A 22515-nucleotide genomic window follows, 5' to 3' on the forward strand; every position below is an offset into this window, starting at 1 on the left:
GCAGCGCCGCGCATCTGAAAAGAAGCGCGGCGCTGCAAGTTTGGTCTCCAGTCTTTGGCGCTAGGCGGCTTTCGCCACCTCGCCGTGCGGATCGAGAACGAATTTCGTCGCCGCTCCGTGGTCGAAGCTCTCATAGCCTGCGGCAGCTTCGTCGAGCGGAATGACCTTGGCGTTGACGATATCGGCAATCGGCAGCCGGTCGTGCAGGATCGCCTGCATAAGCTGCCGATTATACTTGAGCACCGGCGTCTGGCCGGTGTGGAAGGACTGCGCCTTGGCCCAGCCGAGGCCGAAGCGGAGCGACAGATTGCCGTGTTTGGCAGCATTGTCGACGGCGCCCGGATCCTCGGTGACGTAGAGGCCCGGAATACCGATCGAACCTGCGGCGCGGGTGATCTCCATCATCTGATTGAGCACGATCGCCGGCTGTTCGCCGCCCGAATGGCCGCGCGCCTCGAAGCCGACCGCGTCGATAGCACTGTCCACTTCATTGCTGCCGACGACCTGGGCGATCATGTCGCCGAGGCGGTCGCTCTTGGAGAGATCGATCGGTTCGAAACCGACCTTTGCCGCATGCGCCAGGCGATCCTTGTTGAAGTCACCAATCATGACGACGGCGGCGCCGAGGATGCGCGCCGAAGCGGCAGCCGCAAGGCCGACAGGGCCGGCGCCTGCGACGTAGACGGTCGATCCGACCCCGACGCCTGCGCGCACCGCGCCATGGAAGCCGGTGGGCAGAATATCGGAGAGCATGGTGAGATCGCGGATCTTCGCCATCGCCCTGTCCCGATCGGGGATTTTGAGCAGATTGAAATCGGCGTAGGGAATGGTGACGTAGCGCGCCTGTCCGCCGATCCAGCCGCCCATGTCGACATAACCGTAAGCGCCGCCGGCGCGGGCCGGATTGACCGTCAGGCAGACGCCGGTATCCTGGGACTTGCAGCAGCGGCAACGGCCGCAGGCGACATTGAACGGCACCGAGACGATATCGCCGATGTCGAGCATCTCGACGTCGACGCCTTTCTCGATGATCTCGCCGGTGATTTCATGACCGAGCACCAGGCCTGGCATTGCCGTCGTGCGGCCGCGGACCATGTGCTGGTCGGAGCCGCAGATATTGGTGGAGATCACCTTCAGGATGACGCCGTGCTCGATGCGGCGGCCGTCGGGCGCTTCCAGCTTCGGGTCGTCGATGTCGCGAACTTCGACCTTGCCCGGCCTCAAATAAACGACGCCTCTATTCTTGCTCATGGATTCCTCCCATTCGTTGAATGCCTCGATCTGCAACCGATGCAATCGATGGCAATTTTTCCTCCGGCCTGCCTCCTCTGCAGCCCGGTATTCACAACGCCGCATCGGGCGATATTCGAATTTCGCAAATAGGCGGGGACAGATTGGATGGAGGGGAAGAGTGAAGACGACGGGTCTGGCCTGTCGTTTCCGCTCGTCATCGCCGCCGCAATCCGCCGATTTGCTGCGCAAAGAGCTGGTTTCGGACTCCAGAACCTCCTTTCGATTCATCTTGGAATCTTCGGTCGGCCTTCCAACGGTTCTGTCGCCAGTGACGAGCGCCTTGAACATCACAAACAAACCATGCCCGGCGGAAAACAGCGCCCGAAAAAACGACATGGGCGCAACTCAAAGACGACAGTCGGAAAACTGCGATAGCTTGCCGCCGGAAGATATGAGTTGATCCCCGGAATAGGGCGGTTTTCCGGATCGGTTCAGAAGTTTGAATTACAGCTCTCCGATCAAATGACTTGAGCGATGCAGGGTTTCTCCGCCGGTTGTCGCGCTGTGATCGCCTCTGTCCGACCAGCGGCGGATGCCGTTGCCAATCGTGATTGGACATCGGCTGCGACCTGAGCCACGCTATTTTTGGGAGCGGACCATCTATTTTTCTCGGAGATAGGAGGCCGAAATGGAACAGTATGCACTGGAGCAGTTGAAAACGATTGCGAAGGTCAGCACGACCTGCAAGCGCCTTGAACTAACGCGGCGCGAACGGATTCTACGGTGGGCCGAAAGTCTCGAACGCAGCCCTAGACCGTTTCTTAAGACGCTTCACGAAACAGAATATCAGCCGATCGCAGATCGCATTGCCATGCGGGATGACGACACGCCGATCTCGGTCGCATTCGCTGATCCCATTCTGCGGGCAGCAGGAATGGAAGATGATAGTTACGGAGAAGCCAAACGGTTCTTCGAACTCAGCGACGGGGAATTGCACGAGCTTGTCTGCTTCTGTCATTTTGGTGAACGCGTTAGCGCCGCAACGGTCGCTCGCCGCGTGCGCAAGATGGCAGATCCCAAACCAAGCGGATTTTTCGCTCAGCTTCGTGCGTTCTTCGGCTAATCGAGGCTAAAGACTACATGACGCTGTAAAGCCGGCTCTAGCGGTCGCGTGACCGCTGGCTGCGGCTGACGTCGATTGCCGTGTGCCAGAACACCGCCCCGAGGATGACCGCGCCGCCGAAATAGGTGGCGACCGGCGGCTGCTCGGAAAACAGCAGCCAGACCCAGAAGGGCGTCAGCACGATTTCCATCGTGCCGATCAGCGCCGCTTCTGCCGGCGGCATCCGCTTTGCGCCGGCGAGGAAGAGCACCAGCGCCAGCGAAAAATTGGTGGCGCCGAAGGCGGCAAGAACGATCCAGTTGTGCAGGTCGAGCGAGCCGACCGAACCGAACGGCGCGAAGATGACGAGGGTCAGGAAAGCGCTGACGACAGTTGGCGGCAGGCTCGGCACGCCGGGATTGATGCGCGGAATGATGATGACCAGCGCGAAGGACGCGGTCATGCCGAGCGCTAAGAGGTCTCCCCAGCCGGTGCCGCCGCCGATCGACGAGGCGACGATGACGCCGACGCCGAAGAGGGATACGGCGCCGGCGATCAGCGTCCGCCTGGCGACCCTCTCTTTGAGGATAAGCCAGCCGAATAGCGCCGCAATGAAGGGCGTCGTTGCATAGATCATCGTCACATTGGCGACGGTGGTCATGTAGAGCGCCCCGATGAAGCATCCCTGACTGAAGGTCTGGCATGCGATCATCGCAAGACCGGAGGGATGGAAGACGGAACGCCATTGCCGCCGCGAGATGCCCCCTTCGAGGAAAAGGCAGGGGATCAGCAGGAACAGGCCTCCGAACAACGACCGCCAGGCGATCGCCGTCCATACGTCGGTCGTCAGCAGCCGCGAGTAAACGCCGCTCGCACTCCAGGCGAGCGTCGCGGCAACGATGAGAAGCACACCCTTCTCGTGCTCGCTGCCTGCGAGGCGCGTGGTCGGATTTTCAATGGTCACGCAGATGGTCTCAAAGAAGGAAGTCGAACGCCGCTCATTTCTGCGCCAGCAATTGACATAAGACAAACGAATAGTAGAGATAGCTCTTATCGATTTTTTCTATGGCTGTCTCATGCATGAACCAATCGAGAGCGACCTTCTGAGGACCTTCCTGGTCGTCGCCGAGACGTCGAATTTCTCCGCGGCTGCCCAACGCATCGGGCGGACGCAGTCCGCCGTCAGCACCCAGATCAAGAGGCTCGAGGCGGCGATCGGCGAGATCCTTTTCGAGCGCGGCGCCCGCGGCGTGCTGCTGACCCGCCAGGGCATCCAGCTGGTGCCCTATGCCCGCAGGGTGATCGATCTTCTAAACGAGGCCGCCGCGACGATCCGCAGCAAGCCACTCGACGGGCCGGTGCGGATCGGGATTCCCGAGGAATACAGCCAGACGGTGCTGCCTGCAGCCCTGGCGGCTTTCGCCGTGCGCCATCCGGCGGTCGAGGTCACGGTGTCCTGCGACTATACGGTCCGCAACCTCGCCGCCTTGGAACGGGACGAACTCGATCTCGCCGTCGTTTTCGACTGGAGCGATCAGAACAAGGGGGAGGTCCTGTGCATCGATCCCACAGTCTGGGTGACATCGATGGTCCATCGGCTGCACGACATCGATCCGCTGCCCGTTGCGACCTATCGCAATTCCACCTGGTCACGCGATTTTGCGCTCCGCTCGCTGGAACAGATCGGCCGCAGCTACCGGATCGCCTTCATCGCCGATACCGGCTCGGGGCTGAAGAACGCGGTGACTGCAGGCCTTGCCGTCACCACGCTCTCCCGCAGCAGCATCCCGCCCGGCTGCCGGGAACTGACCGCCGAAGACGGCTTTCCACCGGTCGATTCCTCGAAGGTCGTGCTTCGCCGGAGCACTTTCCGTTCCAGCGAGGCCGTTCGGGAACTCGCCGAAATGGTGCGCGAGGCCTTCCAGCCTATGGCGGCGCCGGCGATGGCGTGATGCGGCGGCGCAGGCGGCGCCGGGTTTCGGATGCGCTCTCGGAAAAACTCGCCCGGTAGCTTCTCGCAAAGGCCGAGGCCGAATTGAAACCGGTCGCCGCCGCGATGTCGGCGAAGGAGGCTGTCGTTTCGATCACCTTGCGGCGCGCCGCATTCAGCCGCAGCGCCAGATAATGCACATGCGGCGGCGCGCCGATGCTCTGCTGGAAAAGATCCTGCAGATGCCGGGCGCTGATGCCTATCCTGCGGGCGAGCCGCGTGAGAATCAGCGGCTGCTCGATATGTTCCTCCATCAACCGCACCGCCTGTGTCACGCGGGGATCATGCATACGCAGTCCCGCAGACAGCGGTTCGTCGACATGGAAGGAAGGCTGCTCGTAACGAAACAGCCGGCTGACCTCGAGCGCCAGCGAATAACCCTGCCGCTGCCGGATCACCTCCAGCATCAGGTCGACGGTCGGCAGTGAACCTGATGTCGTCAGCCGCTTGCCGTCGATGACGAAGCGGTCCTTGACGGCTCTGACCTCGGGATAGGCCAGCGCAAAATCCTCGTAATCCTCCCAGTGGACGGTCGCCGGCAGTCCGTCGAGCAGGCTTGCCTCGGCCAGCAGCCATGTGCCGGACTCGATGCCGGCAATGATCGTGCGGTGACGGGCCGCCTGCGAGAGCTGCATCTTCAGCGCCGGCGTCGCGCTGCGGCGCCAGTTGTAACTGGCCAGCACGAAAAGCGGCGTCTCCTCGGTCGTCGCCCGGAAGGTGCCCTCGGCCGGGATGGCGATCGCGCTGGTGGTCGGCACCGGCGCGCCGTCCGGCGTCAACAGCCGCCAGCGATAGAGTTCGCTGCCGGCGATGCGGTTGGCGCCGCGCAGCGGCTCGATGACCGACGCGATCAGGATCAGGTTGGTCTCCGGCAAGACAAGAAGGTCGATATCGAGCCGTTCCGTTGATCGCTGCAGCAAGGTCATCTCCTCTTGTTCCGATAATGTATCGATAGCTTCCGAGAATGCAAAGCATCTCAGCCGATCCTGCCGCGTAATGGCTGACAAGACGGGGAGAACAAAATCATGCCTCTTGCGATGAACCGCGATGTCTTCATCACCTGCGCCGTCACCGGCGCCGGCGATACGGTTTCCAAATCCAGCCATGTTCCCATCACTCCCAAGCAGATCGCGGATTCCGCGGTTGACGCCGCCAAGGCTGGGGCGGCCGTTGTTCACTGCCATGTCCGCGATCCGGAAACGGGGGCTGCCAGCCGCCGCAACGATCTCTACAGGGAAGTCACCGAGCGCATCCGCTCGGCCGATATCGACGTCGTCCTCAATCTCACCGCCGGCATGGGCGGGGACCTGGTCTTCGGCAATGTCGAAAGCCCCCTTCCCCTCAATCCGACAGGCACCGACATGGCGGGCGCCAGCGAGCGGGTCAGCCATGTCGCCGAATGCCTGCCCGAGATCTGCACGCTCGACTGCGGCACGATGAACTTCAACCTCGGCGACTATGTCATGACCAACACGCCGGCCATGCTGCGGGCCATGGCGAGGAAGATGACCGATCTCGGCGTGCGGCCGGAGATCGAGGCCTTCGATACCGGCCATCTCTGGTTCGCCAAGCAGCTCGCCGAGGAAGGCCTGATCGAAGACCCGGTGCTGATCCAGCTCTGCATGGGCATTCCATGGGGCGCGCCCGACGACCTCAACACCTTCATGGCGATGGTCAACAACCTGCCTCAGAGCTGGACCTTTTCGGCCTTTTCGATCGGCCGCAACGCCATGGCCTATCCGGCCGCGGCGGTTCTGGCCGGCGGCAATGTGCGCGTCGGCCTTGAAGACAACCTCTTCGTCGGCAAAGGCCAGCTCGCCACCAATGCGCAGCTCGTCGAAAAGGCGGTGCAGGTGGTCGAGGGCATGGGTGCGCGCATCATCGGACCGGAAGATGTGCGCAACAAGCTGAAGCTGACGAAACGCTGAGGATATCATGACCAAGATCAGCAAGGCGGCCTGTATCGGCGGCGGCGTCATTGGCGGCGGATGGATTGCCCGTTTCCTGCTGGCCGGCATCGACGTCGATGTGTTCGACCCGCATCCGGAAGCAGGCCGCATCGTCGGCGAGGTGATCGCCAACGCCGAAAAAGCCTATGCCATGCTGACCGGCGCACCGCTGCCGCCGCGAGGCAGGCTGCGCTTCTGCCCGACGCTCGCGGAAGCCGTCGCTGACGCCGACTGGATCCAGGAAAGCGTGCCGGAGAGGCTCGACCTCAAGCGCCGCGTGCTGACCGAGATCGACGCCGCGGCCCGCCCGGATGCGCTGATCGGCTCGTCCACGTCGGGGTTGCTGCCGACCGATCTGCAGCGCGACATGACGCATCCCGAACGCCTGTTCGTCGCCCACCCTTATAATCCCGTCTATCTGCTGCCGCTGGTCGAAATCGTCGGCGGCGCAAAGACCTCGCCGGCGACCATCCAGGCGGCGATGGAAAGACTGCCGCCGATCGGCATGAAGGGCGTCCACATCGCCAAGGAGATCGAAGCCTTCGTCGGCGACCGGCTGCTCGAAGCGCTCTGGCGCGAGGCCCTGTGGCTCATCCATGACGATATCTGCACCGTCGAGACGCTCGATGATGTCATCCGCTACTCCTTCGGCCTGCGCTGGGCGCAGATGGGCCTGTTCCAGACCTACCGTATCGCCGGCGGCGAAGCCGGGATGCGTCACTTCCTCGCCCAGTTCGGTCCCTGCCTTGCCTGGCCCTGGACCAAGCTCACCGATGTCGTCGATCTCGACGACGCTCTGATCGAAAAGATCGGCGAGCAGTCCGACGAGCAGGCGGGCGGCCTTTCGATCCGCGCGCTCGAACGCATCCGCGACGAAAACCTCGTCGGCATCCTGCAGGCGCTGAAGGGCGGCGACGGCGGCAAGGGCTGGGGCGCCGGCAAGCTGCTGAAGGATTTCGAGCAATCGCTCTGGGCAGACGGCGGCGGCGCGACGAAGTCGTTCGACCCGTCGAAGCCGCTGAGGCTCGTCGAGACGAAGGTCAGCCCCGCCTGGGTCGACTATAACGGCCATATGACCGAGCACCGCTACCTGCAAGTCTTCGGCGATACATCGGATGCATTGCTGCGCTTGATCGGCGTCGATCTCGCCTATGTCGAGGCGGGGCAGAGCTATTATACGGTGGAAAGCCACATCCGCCATCTCGGCGAGGCAAAGCTCGGCCAGGCGATCCATTCGACCTGCCGAATCCTGTCGGTCGACGAAAAGCGGCTGCATCTCTTCCATACCCTCTACGACACGGCGACGGGCGAAGCTCTCGCAACCGCCGAGCAGATGATGCTGCATGTCGACAGCAAGGTGGGCAAGGCCGCGCCGGCGCCGGCCGCCGTGCTCGACAAGGTCAAGGCGATCGCCAGCGCCCATGCGGCGTTGGCGCTGCCCGAAGGTGCTGGCCGTTCCGTCGGCCAGAAACGCTAGGAGATAGGGCATGGATTTCGGTCTCAGCCAGGAACAGGAAATGATCGTCGAGACGGTTCGCGCCTTCGTCGAGACCGAGATCTATCCGCATGAGAACGAGGTCGAGCGGACCGGCATCGTCCCTCCGGAACTTGGCCGCGAGATCCAGCGCAAATGCATCGATCTCGGCTTCTACGCTTGCAATTTCCCAGAGGAGATTGGCTGCGCCGGCCTCGACCATGCCACCTTCACGCTGGTCGAGCGGGAGCTCGGTCGCGGTTCTCTCGGGCTGACGGTTTTTTTCGGCCGTCCCTCCGGCATCCTGATGGCCTGCGAGGGTGAGCAGCGCGAGCGTTATCTGCTGCCGGCAGTGCGCGGCGACAAGATCGACGCGCTCGCCATCACCGAGCCGGATGCCGGTTCCGATATGCGCGGCATGAAATGTGCTGCCCGCCGCGACGGCGGCGACTTCGTGCTGAACGGCACGAAACACTTCATATCCCATGCCGATGTCGCCGATTTCGTCATCGTGTTTGCCGCGACGGGTGAGGAGGAAACGCCGAAGGGGATCAAGAAGAAGATCACCGCCTTCCTCGTCGATCGCGGCACGCCGGGCTTCGAGATCCTGAAAGGCTATGATTCCGTTTCGCATCGGGGTTACCACAACTGCACGCTTAGTTTTACCGATTGCCGGATCCCCGAAGCCCAGGTGCTGGGCGAAGTGCATCGCGGCTTCGATATCGCCAATCAATGGCTCTACGGCACACGGTTGACGGTTGCCGCCACCTGCGTCGGCCGGGCGCGGCGCGTCTTCGAAATGGCCCTGCCCTATGCCGCCGAGCGCAAGCAGTTCGGCAAGCCGATTGGCGCCAATCAGGGTGTCTCGTTCAAGCTTGCCGACATGATCACCGAGATCGACGCGGCCGAGTGGCTGACACTGTCAGCCGCCTGGCGGCTCGATGCCGGCCTTCCGGCAGACCGGCAGATCGCTTCGGCCAAGCTCTACGCCTCCGAAATGCTCGCCCGCGTGACGGATGAGGCGATCCAAATCTTCGGCGGCATGGGCCTGATGGACGACCTGCCGCTTGCCCGCTTCTGGCGCGATGCCCGCGTCGAGCGCATCTGGGACGGCACGTCGGAAATCCAGCGGCATATCATCAGCCGCGACCTGCTTCGGCCCTTGGGAGCGTGAGCCGATGAGATCCCGCCCACTCGACCGCCTGCTCAGACCGCAAACGATCGCCGTCTTCGGCGGTCGCGAGGCGCGCCGGGTAATCGAGCAGTGCGACCGCATGGGCTTCTCAGGCAAGATCTGGCCCGTCCATCCCAAACTCGACGAGGTGCTCGGACGGCCGTGTTATCGCTCGGTCGCCGATCTGCCTTCGGCTCCGGACGCCGCCTTCGTCGGCGTCAACAGGACGCTCACCGTCGAGATCGTGCGCAGCCTTTCTGCGGCCGGAGCCGGCGGCGCGGTCTGTTATGCATCGGGCTTCAGCGAGGCGACGGCGGAACTTGCCGATGGCGCCGACCTGCAGCAGGCGCTGCTTTCGGCGGCCGGCAACATGCCGATCCTTGGGCCCAATTGCTACGGGCTGATCAACGGTCTCGACGGCGCGCTGCTCTGGCCCGATCAGCACGGCATGAAGCGCATCGAATGCGGCGTGGCGATCCTCACACAGTCTTCCAATATCGCCATCAACCTGACCATGCAGACCCGCGGGCTGCCGATCGCCTATGTGGTCACGGCCGGCAACCAGGCGCAGACATCGCTTGCCGACGTCGCCTGCGCGTTGATCGAGGATCCGCGTGTCACCGCGGTCGGCCTTCATGTCGAAGGTTTCGGCGATGTCTCCGGTCTCGAACGCCTTGCCGCCATTGCCCGGCAGTCCAAGAAGCCGGTGGTCGTGCTGAAGGTCGGCAGATCCGAGCAGGCAAAGCAGGCTGCGGTGTCGCACACCGCTTCGCTCGCCGGCAGCGATGTGGTGGCGGATGCCGTGCTTGCCCGCCTCGGCATCGGCCGTGTCCAGAGCCTGCCGGCATTGCTCGAAACCCTGAAGCTGCTGCATGTCGCCGGCCCCCTGCCAGGCCGGTCGATTTCGTCGATGAGCTGCTCGGGTGGCGAAGCTTCGCTGATGGCGGATGCCGCCATCGGCCGCAATATCGAATTCCCGGCGCTGCAGCCGCAGCAATTGCCGCGCCTGCGGCGGGTTCTCGGCGAGATGGTGACGCTCTCCAATCCGCTCGACTACCACACTTTCGTGTGGGGTGATTTCGCCCGCCAGACCGAAGCCTTCAGCGCCATGTTCAAAGGCGGTTATGCCCTCAATTTGGTCGTCCTCGACTTCCCGCGGTGCGACCGCTGCGATGCGTCCGAATGGGCAATGACGGCAGATGCGGTCATCACTGCCGCCTCTGCCACCGGTGCGCTGGCCGGCCTTCTCGCGACGCTTCCGGAGAATATGCCCGAACCTGTCGCCGATCGGCTGATGGCCAATGGCATCGTCGCCTTCTCGGGCATCGACGAAGCCATCGTTGCAGCGGAGGTCGCAGCCGGCATCGGCCAAGCTTGGCAAGCCCCGCCTCCCCTGCCGCTGCTCGACGTGCCGTCCATGGACGGTGAGATCGAGACGCTGACAGAAGCTGATGCGAAGACGGAGCTTGCTGCCTGCGGCCTCCCCGTTCCCTGGGGGCTGCAGGCTTTTTCTCCCCATGAGGCCGCCGAGCAGGCCGAACGGCTCGGTTTTCCGGTCGTGCTGAAAGGTCTCGGCATTGCGCACAAGACCGAAGCCGGCGCCGTTGCGCTCAACCTCAGGAATAGTCAGGCCGTCTCGACCGCCGCGACGGCAATGCCGTCGAATGCCGGTTATCTCGTCGAGAAGATGATCGATCCGCCGGTCGCCGAGCTCATCGTCGGCGCCATTCGCGATCCGGTCTTCGGTTTGTCGCTCACCTTGGGAGCGGGCGGAATCTTCGTCGAATTGCTTGAGGATTCCGTCATCTTGCCGCTTCCGGCCACCAAAACCGAAATTCACGCGGCGATTTTGCGCCTCAAACTGGCAAAATTGATCTATGGCTATCGCGGGCGGCCAAAAGGCGATCTCGACGCCGTGGTCGCCGCTATCGCAGCAGCGGCGGATTATGTCGTAAAGAACGCGGCATGCCTGGAGGAACTGGACATTAATCCGTTGATGGTTCTTCGCGAAGGGCGCGGTGTTGCCGCAGTCGATGCCCTCATACGACGGAGGAGGTAGCATAGGTTGAGCGACCACATTCGCACACGACATGACGGCGCAGTGCTCGAAGTCGTCATCGACCGGCCGAAGGCGAACGCCATCGACCTTGCGACCAGCCGTGCGCTGGGACTGATCTTCCGGGATTTCCGCGACGATCCTGAATTGCGCGTCGCCGTGGTCTCGGGCGCCGGTGAGAAGTTCTTTTGCGCCGGATGGGACCTGAAGGCGGCCGCATCAGGCGATGCGGTCGACGGCGATTACGGTGTCGGCGGCTTCGGCGGGCTGCAGGAATTGCGCGACCTCAACAAGCCGGTCATTTGTGCGGTCAACGGCATCTGTTGCGGCGGTGGACTGGAGATCGCCCTTTCGGCCGATTTGATCCTCGCCGCCGAACATGCGACGTTCGCACTGCCGGAAATACGCTCCGGCACGGTTGCCGATGCGGCGTCGATCAAGCTGCCGAAGCGCATCCCCTATCACATCGCCATGGACATGCTTTTGACGGGACGCTGGCTCGATGTTCAAGAGGCGCATCGCTGGGGCTTCGTCAACGAGGTCCTGCCGGCCGGCCAGCTGATGGAGAGAGCCTGGGAGCTTGCCCGGCTGCTCGCAAGCGGGCCGCCGCTCGTCTATGCGGCCATCAAGGAAATCGTGCGCGAAGCGGAGGGTTCGACGTTCCAGACTGCCATGAACAAGATCACCAAACGGCAGTTTGCAACCGTCGACCGCCTCTATTCGAGCGAAGACCAATTGGAAGGCGCTCGCGCCTTCGCGGAAAAGCGCAACCCCATTTGGAAAGGACAATAAGCAGGCGGCAGCAACCGCAATGTTTCCCGCATGATGCGGGCACCGGAGGTGGAGAGGAAACCGCCTGCGATCCTGCCCGGAAGTTCTGTCAACGCACCATAAAGAAGGAACTGGGGAATGAACGACTATACGAAATATCTTGCAAGTCGCGTCACTGCGGGCGGGCTCAGCCGCCGCGAATTCATGGGACGCGCCATGGCGGCGGGCATCACACTTGCCGTCGCCGACAAGCTCTTCACCGAACGCGCCGAGGCCGCCGAACCGAAGCGTGGCGGCCATCTGAAGCTTGGCCTCGAAGGCGGTGCCGCCACCGATTCCAAGGACCCGGCGAAATTCCTGTCGCAGTTCATGTTCTGCGTCGGCCGTTGCTGGGGCGACATGCTGGTTGAGTCAGACCCGCTGACCGGTGCCGCCGTGCCGGCGCTCGCCGAATCCTGGGAGCCGTCGAAAGACGCGGTGACCTGGACCTTCAAGATCCGCAAGGGCGTCAAGTTCCACGACGGCAAGGAACTGACGATCGACGACGTCGTCGCGACGCTGAAGCGCCACACCGATAAAAAGTCGGAATCCGGGGCGCTCGGTGTCCTCGGCTCGATCAAGGAGATCAAGGCCGACGGCGGCAACCTGGTGCTGACACTCAGCGAAGGCAATGCCGATATGCCGCTGCTGCTTTCCGACTACCATCTGGTCATCCAGCCGAATGGTGGTGTCGAGGATCCCCTCGCCTCGATCGGCACCGGCCCCTATAAGCTGACGAGCTTCGAAGCGGGCGTGCGGGCCACCTTCGAAAAGAATAAGGACGACTGGCGCAGCGACCGGGGTTATGTCGATTCGATCGAGGTCATCGGCATGAACGATGCGACCGCGCGCATCGCCGCACTTTCGTCCGGCCAGGTGCACTATATCAACCGCGTCGATCCGAAGACCGTCAATCTGTTGAAACGCGCGCCGAACGTCGAGATCCTCTCGACCGCCGGCCGAGGCCACTACGTCTTCATCATGCATTGCGACAAGGCGCCGTTCGACAATAACGACCTGCGCCTGGCGCTGAAATACGCCATGGATCGCGAAACCATGGTGCAGAAGATCCTCGGCGGTTACGGCAAGGTCGGCAACGACTTCCCGATCAACAGCACCTATGCGCTGTTTCCCGAAGGCATCGAGCAGCGTGTCTACGATCCCGATAAGGCCGCCTTCCATTACAAGAAATCGGGCCATAGCGGCTCGGTCCTCTTGCGCACCTCTGAAGTCGCTTTCCCCGGCGGCGTCGATGCGGCCGTGCTCTATCAGGAAAGCTGCAAGAAGGCTGGGATCGAGATCGAGGTTAAGCGCGAGCCGGGCGACGGCTACTGGACCAACGTCTGGAACGTCCAGCCCTTCTCGACCTCATACTGGGGCGGCCGGCCGACGCAGGACCAGATGTATTCCACCGCCTATCTCTCGACGGCGGACTGGAACGACACCAAGTTCAAGCGTCCCGACTTCGACAAACTGCTGTTGCAGGCCCGCTCCGAGCTTGATGAAGCCAAGCGCAAGGACATGTATCGCGCCATGGCGATGATGGTGCGCGATGAAGGCGGCGTGATCCTGCCGATGTTCAACGACTTCGTAAACGCCTCCACCAAGCAGGTGAAGGGTTATGTCCACGACATCGGCAACGATATGTCGAACGGCTATGTCGCAACCCGCGTCTGGCTGGACGCCTGAGGGGCGCAACGCCCTTCGATCTCCGACGAAGCCGGGACCGCGGGATGAAACCTGCGGTCCCTCCTGACGTTTTACGAGAGGCCTTCGCCATGACCAATCCTGCCCCGAGCAATATCTTGCCGGGCTTGAGGTTGCGGCAGCGTTTTCCGCTGCTTGCCCTCATCCTCGAGCGCTTCGTGCTCAGCATCATCCTGCTTTTCGCTGTTTCCATCCTGATTTTCGGCGGCCTGGAAGCGCTGCCCGGCGATTTCGCCACCACCTATCTCGGCCAGTCGGCCACACCGCAGGCGGTCGCCAATATCCGTCAGGATCTCGGGCTGAACCGGCCGGTGACGACGCGTTACGTCGAGTGGCTCGGCAACGCCGTCCAGGGTGACTTCGGCACCTCCTGGGCCAGCAAGAATTCGGTGAGTGAGCAGATCGGCAAGCGCCTCGGCAATTCGCTCTTTCTGGCGGGTTTCGCGGCGGTCATCTCAGTGCCGCTCGCCGTCGGCCTCGGCATGCTCTCGGTGCATTTCCGCAACCGCATGCCGGATAAGATCATCAATGTGATTTCGCTTGCGGCGATCTCCCTGCCGGAATTCTTCATCGGCTATCTGCTGATCCTGTTCTTCGCCGTGAAGCTGGGCATGGCGACCTTTCCGGCGACAGTCTACGACAGCATGGGTTTCGTCGAACGGTTGAAGGCGATTGCGCTGCCGACCGCGACCCTGGTACTCGTCGTGCTGGCGCACATGATGCGCATGACGCGGGCGGCGATCCTCTCGGTCATGTCTTCGGCCTATATGGAGACCGCCGAGCTGAAGGGCCTTGGCGCCTTGCGCTCGATCGTCAAGCACGCTGCTCCCAATGCGCTGGCCCCGATCATCAACGTCGTCGCATTGAACCTTGCCTATCTCGTTGTCGGCGTCGTCGTCGTCGAAGTCGTCTTCGTCTATCCCGGCATGGGGCAATATATGGTCGACGCGGTCACCGTGCGCGACATGCCTGTGGTGCAGGCCTGCGGCCTGATCTTCGCAGCCGTCTACATCTTCCTCAACATGATCGCAGATATCCTCGCGATCGTCGCCAATCCAAGGCTGAGGCATCCGCGATGAGAGCAAGAGACATTCCCATCACCGCCTGGATCGGCATAACAGGCATTGCCCTGGCCTTCATCTTCGCGCTCTTCGCACCCTGGATCGCTCCCTATGGGGAGACGCAGGTCCTAGGCGACGTCTGGCAGCTGCCGGACGATCACTATATCTTCGGCCTCGACAATCTCGGCCGCGACATCCTCTCGCGCCTGATCTATGGCGCGCGCACGACGCTGCTCGTCGCCTCCGCCGCCACCATCATCTCCTTCTCGCTCGGCATCATCCTGAGCTTCACCGCGGCCGTCTCGCGCGGCCTCGTCGACACGGTCTTTTCCCGCTTCAACGATCTGATGATGTCGATCCCGACGTTGATCTTCGCACTGGTGGTGCTTGCAGTCCTGCCGCAGAATATGATCGTCCTGATTCTTGTCGTGGCGATCCTCGATTCTACCCGTGTCTATCGTCTCGGCCGCGCCGTCGCGCTCGACGTCGCGGTGATGGAATTCGTCGAGGCGGCCAAGCTGCGCGGCGAAGGCAAGCTCTGGATCATCTTCCGCGAAATCCTGCCGAACACGCTGTCGCCGCTGCTGGCCGAGTTCGGCCTGCGCTTCGCCTTCTCGATCCTGTTCCTCTCGACGCTGTCCTTCCTCGGCCTCGGCATTCAGCCGCCGGCGGCCGACTGGGGCGGCATGGTCAAGGACAACAAGGACGGCATCATCTTCGGCATTTCAGCCGCATTGGTGCCGGGCACGGCGATCGCCGTGCTCGCCGTCTGCGTCAACCTCGTCGTCGACTGGCTGCTGAAACGCACATCCAGCCTCAAGGGAGGGCGTGGCGATGCCTGAGCTTCTTTCCGTTCGCAATCTCAAGATCGAGGCGACCAGCTATCCGCCGGGCGAGCCGCCCAAGCGGGTGACGATCGTCGACGGCGTGTCCTTCGACCTCAAGAAGGGCAAGGTTCTCGGCCTGATCGGAGAATCGGGCGCCGGCAAGTCGACGATCGGCCTCTCGGCGCTTGCCTACGGCCGCGGCGGCGCCGAAATCACCGGCGGCGAGGTGCGGCTCGATGGCGCCGATATTCTGACGCTGGGGAAGAACGGCATCCGGAAAATCCGCGGCGCACGGGTCTGCTATGTCGCGCAATCGGCGGCGGCCGCCTTCAATCCAGCGCACAGGCTCGGCGACCAGGTGATCGAAGCCTCGCTCAAGCATGGCTTGATGACCAGGGAGGAGGCGCGCAAACGGGCGCTTTATCTGTTCCGCGTGCTCGGCCTGCCCAATCCCGAGACCTTCGGCGAGCGTTTCGCCCATCAGGTCTCCGGCGGCCAGCTGCAGCGTGCGATGACGGCGATGGCGCTCTGCTCGAACCCCGAGCTCATCGTCTTCGACGAGCCGACCACGGCCCTTGACGTCACCACGCAGATCGACGTGCTGGCGGCGATCAAACATGCGATCGAGGAGACCCATACGGCTGCCCTCTACATCACCCACGATCTTGCCGTCGTCGCCCAGATTTCCGACGACATCATGGTTCTGCGCCATGGCAAGCAGGTGGAGTATGGCAGCGTTCAGCAGATCATCGAGGCGCCGCGCGAGGCCTATACCCGCGCTCTCGTCAATGTCAGGCAGGCCTATCGCGAAGAAGCCGCCGATCAGTCCGCGGCACTTCTCAAAGTGGAGAATGTCAGCGCCGAATATTCCAACGGCTTCAAGGTGCTGCACGATGTCTCGCTGCATGTGCCAAAGGGGCAGACGCTTGCCGTCGTCGGCGAATCCGGCTCCGGCAAATCGAGCCTGGCACGCGCCATTACCGGCCTGTTGCCGCCGAGGAGCGGACGCATCGTCTTCGATGGCAAGCCACTGGTGCCCGATCTGAAGAACCGGCCGAACGACGACCTCAGGCGTATCCAGCTGATCTATCAGATGGCCGACACGGCGATGAACCCGAGGCAGACGGTGCGCGACATCATCGGCCGGCCGTTGACCTTCTATTATGGCCTCAGAGGTGCCGAGAAGACGGCCAGAGTGAAGGAACTGCTCGACCAGATCGAAATGGGCAACGGCTTCATCGACCGCTACCCGGCCGAACTCTCCGGCGGCCAGAAGCAGCGGGTGGCGATCGCGAGGGCCCTTGCCGCCAAGCCGGAACTCATCCTCTGCGACGAGCCGACTTCGGCGCTCGATCCGCTGGTGGCCGAGGGCATCCTCAAGCTGCTGCTGCGTCTGCAACAGGAGGAACAGCTGTCCTATATCTTCATCACGCACGACATCGCGATCGTCCGGGCGATTGCCGACAGCGTGGCGGTGATGCATCGCGGCAAGCTGGTGCGCTTCGGGCCGAAATCGACGGCACTGTCGCCACCCTTCGATGATTACACCGATCTGCTGTTGAAATCGGTGCCGGAAATGGAAATTGGCTGGCTAGAACGGGTACTGACGACGCGGAAGATGGCAAGCGCCGGGAATTGAAGGCGCGAAATCGTTCGGCACTCATCCGGATATGATGGCTTCGTTGGAAATCGGTGTCTTCAATACTCTGCCGGCACCGCATACACTTCCGCGGATGGATCTGCGAGGAACGAGCGCACCGTCGGTGGCAGCTGGCGTGAAGACAGCGGCAATGGTCCGCAACGCGACAGAAGCTCGCGCAGGTTGGGCTCGGCGCCGACATGCCGCCAGATCATCCGCGACGCATACGGGAGATTTTCCCGTCGCCACGAGATTCCCATTGTCGTCCCGCGCAGATAGACGCGCTGGTACTCATCGAATGGCAGGAGGATCGTCTGTGAAAGTACCGGATTTGGGCCGACGACTCGCTCCGTAATGAAGATCCGGTTTCGATAGAAGGCCGCAAGGCCGACATATTTCGAAAATTGCTGGATGCCGTTTCCAGCGTCCCGCAGGCGCTCCATTGATTTGACATGCACAAGCCCACCCTTCTCCACAAAGCGGCTGCACGAACAGACAACCATTCCCGGCCAGGACGGGGAGCGATGATAGGTCTGGAAATAGCCAATATGGCGCCGGAGCGCGGTCAGATCGCCTGGGAACGCCTTTAATAGTTCGGAACTTTGATTGAGATCTAGAGTCGGTTTGCGAAGCCGCTCGCGAAAGAGCCTGGGAGCGAGACCAAAGTCGGCCGCGTCGAGATCGAAATACTTGGCTATGCGCGCGAGATTATGGGCAGACGGCCTCGTCTGGCCGTTGATATATCGATTGAATTGCTGTCGGTTGATGTCGATCGCGCGGCAAAGATGCGAAATGGAACGCTGCGTGGCACAGGCGATCTTGAGGTTCTCAACTAGGTGGGGCATCGGCGGTTCCGTCTTGAGGATAGCAGCGTAAACTCGCTCAAAGATGCGTCAAGTCGCGAAATTGCGTGAAGCAGCCTGATCTCTACGTTCCCCTCTAATAACGTTGAAAAGGGAACTGAAATGACACGTGAAAAGGATCAATCTTCGCCCCTGAGTATCGGCCGCCGTCACTTCGTTGGCGGTGCCGTCGCGCTGGGTGCTTTGCCAGTCCTCACCTCCGGCCTCTTGATGCCGCGCGATGCCCGCGCGCAGGAAGCGAAGCGCGGTGGTCATCTGAAACTCGGTCTCAAGGGCGGCGCCACCAGTGATGCGCTCGATCCCGCGACCTATAGCGCCTCGGTGTTGTTCGTGATTGGCCGTCTCTGGGGCGACACCCTTGTCGAATCCGACCCTAAGACCGGTACGCCCTTGCCGTCGCTGGCGACTTCCTGGACGCCATCGGCGGACGCATCCGTCTGGACTTTCAAAATCAGGAACGACGTGCAGTTTCACGACGGCAGCAAGATGACCGTCGCGGACATCGTCGCGACACTGAAGCGACACGCGGACAAGAATTCGCAGTCGGGCGCTCTGGGACTCATGGCCTCGATCACCGGTATCGAAGAAAAAGCGGGCGACCTTGTCCTCACACTTTCGGAAGGCAATGCGGACCTACCTTTGCTTTTGACCGACTATCACCTGATCATCCAACCGAAGGGCGGCCTCGACAAGCCTGCGGCGGCCATCGGTACAGGTCCTTACATTCTGAAAAGCTTCGAACCGGGCGTTCACGCAACCTTCGAGAAAAACCCGAAGGATTGGCGCTCCGACCGCGGCTTTGTCGACAGTGTCGAAATCCTCGTCATCAACGACAATACCGCCCGCGTTGCCGCACTTGCCTCCGGCCAAGTCCATTTCGTCAACAATGTCGACCCCAAGACAGTCCCGATGCTGCAGCGAGCACCGACCGTCGAAATCCTCCGGAATGCAGGCAAGGGCTTCTATTGTTTCCTAATGCATTGCGACACGGCTCCCTTCGACAACACTGATCTTCGGCTTGCGCTGAAATATGCCATCGATCGTCAGGCGATCCTCGACAAGGTTCTGGGCGGCTACGGAGCCATCGGCAACGACTATCCGGTCAATTCTAACTACGCTCTCGCCCCGACCGATATCGAGCAGCGCCCTTATGATCCAGACAAGGCCGCCTTCCACTTCAAGAAAGCGGGTCTCGACCGCTCCATTCAGCTGCTCACGTCAGACGCAGCCTTTCCGGGCGCTGTGGATGCGGCGATCCTGTTCCAGCAAAGCGCGCGCAAGGCCGGCATCACGATCGACGTCAAGCGCGAACCGGAAGACGGCTACTGGACCAATGTCTGGAACAAGCAGCCCTTCTGCGCCTCGTTCTGGGGCGGTCGTCCGACCCAGGATTCGCGCTATTCCACCTCTTACCTGTCGACCGCAGAATGGAACGACACGCGTTTCAAGCGCCCTGACTTCGACAAATTGGTTCTGCAAGCAAGGTCAGAACTTGATGAGGCTAAGCGCAAGGTGCTTTATCGGCAATTGGCCCTGATGGTGCGAGACGATGGCGGTCTGATTCTGCCCGTCTTCAACGACTACATCATGGCCTCTTCGAAAATGCTGAAGGGATATGTCGACGATATCGGCAACGATATGTCCAACGGCTACATCGGCAGCCGCGTGTGGCTTAATGCCTAAAGCTCTTCTGGATATATGACAATGTCAGACCTCAGCTTCACAACCATCGAAAATCAGTGGATCACCTTGAAGGATCGGACGCGGCTGGCGGCACGCATCTGGATGCCCGACGGCGCTGAGCAGAATCCCGTTCCTGCCGTGTTCGAATTCCTGCCCTACCGCAAGCGGGACGGGACCAGCCCCAGGGACGAGTCGACCTATCCGGTGTTCGCCGCCGCCGGCATTGCCGGCGTGCGGGTCGATATCCGCGGATCGGGCGAATCCGACGGCGTCATCGACGGCGAATATACCGAGCGAGAGCTTGCCGATGCCTGCGAAGTGATCGCCTGGATCGCGGCGCAGCCCTGGTCGAACGGCTCGGTCGGCATGATGGGTATCTCCTGGGGCGGCTTCAACAGCCTGCAGGTCGCAGCCCTGCGCCCGCCGGCGCTCAAAGCCGTCATCTCGATCGCCTCGTCCGTCGACCGTTACAATGACGATATCCACTACAAGAACGGCTGCCATCTCTCGGCCCAACTCTCATGGGCGGCGACGATGCTTGGCTACCAGTCGCGTCCGCCCGATCCGGCACTTGTCGGCGAGCGCTGGAAGGCGATGTGGCTTGAGCGCCTGGCGGGCGAACCCTTTTTCATGGAGGAGTGGCTGGCCCATCAGCGGCGCGATGATTTCTGGCGTCACGGCTCGATCTCCGAGGATTTTTCCAGCGTCGAGATTCCGACGCTCGTCATTGCCGGCTGGGCGGATGGCTACCGCAATACGCCGCTGATGGCGGTCGAGGGTCTGGGCGAGAAGGCGAAAGCGCTGATCGGTCCCTGGGTGCACAAATATCCGCACTTCGCCTGGCCGAAACCGCGCGCCGATTTCCATGGCGAAGCGATCGCCTGGTGGAACAAATGGCTGCGTGGCGAGGACAATGGCATCGACAGGCTGCCGCAGGCCCGCGCCTATATTCTCGATGCCGTCCGCCCGGCGCCGCGGCGCGACAGCGATCCCGGTTTCTGGATCGCGCGTGATGTCTGGACGCCGCCGCATATGCAATGTTTCTACGTCGAGCAATTCGGCAGGCTGACCGAAGGCATGCCGATCCCGCATGCGCCCGAGCATCCGGTCTATCTCAGGTCTCCTCTCGATACCGGCACGGCATCGGGTGAATATTTCACGCTCAAGCCCGACGCCGAAATGGCAATCGATCAACGCTCGGACGATGCCGGCTCGCTGGTCTTCGATACCATGCCGCTTGCCCATGATTGCGACTATCTCGGCCGGCCGGTGCTGACACTGCGGCTGCGGCCCCGGGCGGCGCATGCAAACCTCTGCGCCCGGCTGATCGACGTCCATCCCGACGGCACGGCCATGCGCGTCGCCTTCGGCGTCGTCAATCTCACCCACCGCGACGGCAATGCCGATCCGAAACCGCTGATCCCGGGCGAGACGGTGTCGATCCGACTGGTGCTTGATGCCTGCGGCTATCGCTTCCGCAACGGGCATCGCATCCGCCTTTCGCTGTCCACCGCCTATTGGCCGATGATCCTGCCGCCGCCTGAGGACGAAGGGATCGACATCGATATCGCCTCGCTCGGCCTGGGGTTGCCGGTGCTCGGCGACCATCGCAGGATCGCTATCGCGGCGCCGGCCAACCCCGATCCCCTGCCGAGATATATCGAGCACGCGGCTGCCGCGACGACACGGCAGATCGTGCGGGATCTCTCGGCCAATCGGACGGACTATCGCATCCACGAGGAGACCGGGCTTTATGAACATCCTGAGACGGGCCTGTCGACCCGGCAATTGCGCGAGGAAGTCTGGTCGATTTCGCCGGATGATCCGCTGTCGATGACAGGTGTGTCGACCTGGACCTGCGACATGCACCGTCCCGGCTGGTTCGTGCGGACCGTGGCAACGGCGCGGATTGCCTGTACCGCAACCGATTGGATCATCAGCGCCGTCGTCACTGCGTTCGAGGACGACGTGCAGATCTTCGAAAAGATCTTCGCGGAAAAGAAGATTGCGCGCGATCTGATGTGATCGTCAAAGCATCGCGAAATGTCTGACGGCCTCGCAGACAGCACGGAAGCCGTCGCGCGCGCCATCGCTCATATGGCGGGCGCGCAGCCAGGCATGCACCATCTGCGGCTCCTCCCGGAACCAGACTTCGATGCCCTCCGCGGTCAGCCGGGCGGCATAGTGCCGGCCGTCATCGCGAAGCGGATCGAAATGCGCGACGGTGATGAAAGTCGGCGGCAGTCCGACGAGCGAAGCTGCCTGCAGCGGCTCGGCGATCTCATTTCCTGCAGGCGCCCGCAGGACTTCGCGATAATAGGCGACATCGGCCGTCGTCAGGCCGGGTGCGGCCGCCATTTCCGCATAGGACCCTGTATCGAGGTCGCCGCCGAGGCTGGGGTAGATCAGCACCTGGCCGACGACGCCCGATAGCTCCTCATCGCGCGCCCGCAAGGCAAGGCCCGCCGCGAGATTGCCGCCGGCGCTGTCACCGATCAGAACCACTTTGTTGCTGGCGGCAAGCAGATGTTTGAGCACGGCGAAGCCGTCGTCCGTCTGTGCCGGCCAGCGATATTCAGGGGCCAGCCGGTAATCGACGGAAACGAGTTCGGCGCCGGCAAAATCAGCGATCTCGGCGCAGATGGCGTGATGGCTCTCAAGCGAACCGACGACGAAGCCGCCGCCATGGAGATAAAGCAGAACAGTCCGGCTGATGATTTTCCGCGGACGGTAGCGCCGGATCGGTATGCGCTGGACCATGCCGTCCGCAAAGATCATATCCGGGGGCAGCGGGCGGTCGAAGCGCGCACAAAGGGCATCGTACCAATGCCGCTGCTGCTCAACCGACGCTTCGACGGCGTCTGCGGGATAGAAGCTATCGCAAATCTGGAGAAACTGCAGGATGCCCTTTTCGGTGGGGACAGGCGATGGAGCGGACATTGAGGGT

General features: G+C 62.3%; 19 protein-coding genes. 14 read left to right on the plus strand and 5 right to left on the minus strand.

Features of this window, described 5'->3' with window-relative positions; genetic code table 11:
• Positions 1 to 60: 60 nt before the first annotated feature.
• Positions 61 to 1251 carry a formaldehyde dehydrogenase, glutathione-independent gene (fdhA, locus tag CO657_RS34150; protein WP_054183677.1) on the minus strand — a complete coding sequence of 397 codons (1191 nt, stop codon included), beginning with the start codon at positions 1249 to 1251 and terminating at the stop codon, positions 61 to 63.
• Positions 1252 to 1411: 160 nt separating this feature from the next.
• On the opposite strand from fdhA, the gene CO657_RS34155 reads away from it, so the two are divergent.
• Together CO657_RS34155 and CO657_RS34160 are read left to right on the plus strand one after the other, a co-directional pair.
• Complete coding sequence (locus CO657_RS34155) at positions 1412 to 1693, plus strand: hypothetical protein (RefSeq protein WP_128715651.1); 282 nt, start codon at positions 1412 to 1414, stop codon at positions 1691 to 1693.
• A gap of 228 nt (positions 1694 to 1921) precedes the next feature.
• Positions 1922 to 2356, plus strand: coding sequence for a hypothetical protein (locus tag CO657_RS34160; RefSeq protein WP_054183565.1), 435 nt, complete (start codon positions 1922 to 1924; stop codon positions 2354 to 2356).
• Between the two features lie 37 nt (positions 2357 to 2393).
• Here the strand turns inward: CO657_RS34160 and CO657_RS34165 are convergent, their stop codons facing one another.
• Positions 2394 to 3299: a DMT family transporter gene (locus tag CO657_RS34165; protein WP_003591783.1), complete on the minus strand. Its 906-nt coding sequence runs from the start codon at positions 3297 to 3299 to the stop codon at positions 2394 to 2396.
• 112 nt (positions 3300 to 3411) lie between these two features.
• Between CO657_RS34165 and CO657_RS34170 the strand changes: the two genes are divergently transcribed.
• Positions 3412 to 4287: a LysR substrate-binding domain-containing protein gene (locus tag CO657_RS34170; RefSeq protein WP_041672096.1), complete on the plus strand. Its 876-nt coding sequence runs from the start codon at positions 3412 to 3414 to the stop codon at positions 4285 to 4287.
• Here CO657_RS34170 and CO657_RS34175 read toward each other — a convergent pair.
• Positions 4262 to 5251, minus strand: a complete 990-nt coding sequence (locus CO657_RS34175) for a GlxA family transcriptional regulator (protein WP_054183566.1) — start codon at positions 5249 to 5251, stop codon at positions 4262 to 4264. The two genes, CO657_RS34170 and CO657_RS34175, sit on opposite strands and share 26 nt — an antisense overlap.
• A 99-nt stretch (positions 5252 to 5350) precedes the next feature.
• Between CO657_RS34175 and bcoG the strand changes: the two genes are divergently transcribed.
• The 9 genes from bcoG to CO657_RS34220 all read left to right on the plus strand — a co-directional run bounded on the left by bcoG (position 5351) and on the right by CO657_RS34220 (position 17022).
• Entirely contained in the window at positions 5351 to 6253 is a 903-nt protein-coding gene (bcoG, locus tag CO657_RS34180) for a 3-dehydrocarnitine:acetyl-CoA trimethylamine transferase BcoG (protein WP_054183567.1), read from the plus strand.
• 7 nt (positions 6254 to 6260) lie between these two features.
• A complete protein-coding gene (locus CO657_RS34185) occupies positions 6261 to 7751 on the plus strand; it encodes a carnitine 3-dehydrogenase (RefSeq protein WP_054183568.1) in 1491 nt (496 codons plus the stop codon).
• Between the two features lie 10 nt (positions 7752 to 7761).
• The gene (locus CO657_RS34190; RefSeq protein WP_054183569.1) at positions 7762 to 8922 is read left to right on the plus strand and encodes an acyl-CoA dehydrogenase family protein; all 1161 of its coding nucleotides are present in this window, start codon (positions 7762 to 7764) and stop codon (positions 8920 to 8922) included.
• A gap of 4 nt (positions 8923 to 8926) precedes the next feature.
• Entirely contained in the window at positions 8927 to 10981 is a 2055-nt protein-coding gene (locus CO657_RS34195) for an acetate--CoA ligase family protein (protein ID WP_054183570.1), read from the plus strand.
• A 6-nt stretch (positions 10982 to 10987) separates the two neighbouring features.
• Complete coding sequence (locus CO657_RS34200) at positions 10988 to 11770, plus strand: carnitinyl-CoA dehydratase (protein WP_054183571.1); 783 nt, start codon at positions 10988 to 10990, stop codon at positions 11768 to 11770.
• 117 nt (positions 11771 to 11887) lie between these two features.
• The gene (locus tag CO657_RS34205) at positions 11888 to 13477 is read left to right on the plus strand and encodes an ABC transporter substrate-binding protein (RefSeq protein ID WP_054183572.1); all 1590 of its coding nucleotides are present in this window, start codon (positions 11888 to 11890) and stop codon (positions 13475 to 13477) included.
• Between the two features lie 89 nt (positions 13478 to 13566).
• Positions 13567 to 14574 carry an ABC transporter permease gene (locus CO657_RS34210; RefSeq protein WP_054183573.1) on the plus strand — a complete coding sequence of 336 codons (1008 nt, stop codon included), beginning with the start codon at positions 13567 to 13569 and terminating at the stop codon, positions 14572 to 14574.
• Entirely contained in the window at positions 14571 to 15398 is an 828-nt protein-coding gene (locus CO657_RS34215; RefSeq protein ID WP_054183574.1) for an ABC transporter permease, read from the plus strand. The genes CO657_RS34210 and CO657_RS34215 overlap by 4 nt, the downstream gene beginning before the upstream one ends.
• The gene (locus tag CO657_RS34220; RefSeq protein ID WP_054183575.1) at positions 15391 to 17022 is read left to right on the plus strand and encodes an ABC transporter ATP-binding protein; all 1632 of its coding nucleotides are present in this window, start codon (positions 15391 to 15393) and stop codon (positions 17020 to 17022) included. The genes CO657_RS34215 and CO657_RS34220 overlap by 8 nt, the downstream gene beginning before the upstream one ends.
• Before the next feature lie 59 nt (positions 17023 to 17081).
• On the opposite strand, the gene CO657_RS34225 is transcribed toward CO657_RS34220, so the two are convergent.
• A complete protein-coding gene (locus CO657_RS34225; RefSeq protein ID WP_037146576.1) occupies positions 17082 to 17867 on the minus strand; it encodes a helix-turn-helix domain-containing protein in 786 nt (261 codons plus the stop codon).
• Between the two features lie 120 nt (positions 17868 to 17987).
• Between CO657_RS34225 and CO657_RS34230 the strand changes: the two genes are divergently transcribed.
• Together CO657_RS34230 and CO657_RS34235 are read left to right on the plus strand one after the other, a co-directional pair.
• Positions 17988 to 19568: an ABC transporter substrate-binding protein gene (locus CO657_RS34230; RefSeq protein ID WP_054183576.1), complete on the plus strand. Its 1581-nt coding sequence runs from the start codon at positions 17988 to 17990 to the stop codon at positions 19566 to 19568.
• A gap of 21 nt (positions 19569 to 19589) precedes the next feature.
• Positions 19590 to 21593, plus strand: coding sequence for a CocE/NonD family hydrolase (locus tag CO657_RS34235; protein WP_054183577.1), 2004 nt, complete (start codon positions 19590 to 19592; stop codon positions 21591 to 21593).
• Between the two features lie 3 nt (positions 21594 to 21596).
• On the opposite strand, the gene CO657_RS34240 is transcribed toward CO657_RS34235, so the two are convergent.
• Complete coding sequence (locus CO657_RS34240) at positions 21597 to 22508, minus strand: alpha/beta hydrolase (RefSeq protein WP_054183578.1); 912 nt, start codon at positions 22506 to 22508, stop codon at positions 21597 to 21599.
• Between the last annotated feature and the right edge of the window lie 7 nt (positions 22509 to 22515).

Source organism: Rhizobium acidisoli (assembly GCF_002531755.2).
In the GTDB taxonomy this organism is placed as follows: Bacteria; Pseudomonadota; Alphaproteobacteria; order Rhizobiales; family Rhizobiaceae; genus Rhizobium; species Rhizobium acidisoli.

Bases quoted from the DNA above. Each gene is read 5' to 3' on its own strand.
- fdhA (WP_054183677.1), bottom strand. From the start codon at position 1,251: ATGAGCAAGAATAGAGGCGTCGTTTATTTGAGGCCGGGCAAGGTCGAA.
- CO657_RS34160 (WP_054183565.1), top strand. From the start codon at position 1,922: ATGGAACAGTATGCACTGGAGCAGTTGAAAACGATTGCGAAGGTCAGC.
- CO657_RS34170 (WP_041672096.1), top strand. From the start codon at position 3,412: ATGCATGAACCAATCGAGAGCGACCTTCTGAGGACCTTCCTGGTCGTC.
- CO657_RS34175 (WP_054183566.1), bottom strand. From the start codon at position 5,251: ATGACCTTGCTGCAGCGATCAACGGAACGGCTCGATATCGACCTTCTT.
- bcoG (WP_054183567.1), top strand. From the start codon at position 5,351: ATGCCTCTTGCGATGAACCGCGATGTCTTCATCACCTGCGCCGTCACC.
- CO657_RS34185 (WP_054183568.1), top strand. From the start codon at position 6,261: ATGACCAAGATCAGCAAGGCGGCCTGTATCGGCGGCGGCGTCATTGGC.
- CO657_RS34190 (WP_054183569.1), top strand. From the start codon at position 7,762: ATGGATTTCGGTCTCAGCCAGGAACAGGAAATGATCGTCGAGACGGTT.
- CO657_RS34195 (WP_054183570.1), top strand. From the start codon at position 8,927: ATGAGATCCCGCCCACTCGACCGCCTGCTCAGACCGCAAACGATCGCC.
- CO657_RS34205 (WP_054183572.1), top strand. From the start codon at position 11,888: ATGAACGACTATACGAAATATCTTGCAAGTCGCGTCACTGCGGGCGGG.
- CO657_RS34210 (WP_054183573.1), top strand. From the start codon at position 13,567: ATGACCAATCCTGCCCCGAGCAATATCTTGCCGGGCTTGAGGTTGCGG.
- CO657_RS34215 (WP_054183574.1), top strand. From the start codon at position 14,571: ATGAGAGCAAGAGACATTCCCATCACCGCCTGGATCGGCATAACAGGC.
- CO657_RS34220 (WP_054183575.1), top strand. From the start codon at position 15,391: ATGCCTGAGCTTCTTTCCGTTCGCAATCTCAAGATCGAGGCGACCAGC.
- CO657_RS34225 (WP_037146576.1), bottom strand. From the start codon at position 17,867: ATGCCCCACCTAGTTGAGAACCTCAAGATCGCCTGTGCCACGCAGCGT.
- CO657_RS34230 (WP_054183576.1), top strand. From the start codon at position 17,988: ATGACACGTGAAAAGGATCAATCTTCGCCCCTGAGTATCGGCCGCCGT.
- CO657_RS34235 (WP_054183577.1), top strand. From the start codon at position 19,590: ATGTCAGACCTCAGCTTCACAACCATCGAAAATCAGTGGATCACCTTG.
- CO657_RS34240 (WP_054183578.1), bottom strand. From the start codon at position 22,508: ATGTCCGCTCCATCGCCTGTCCCCACCGAAAAGGGCATCCTGCAGTTT.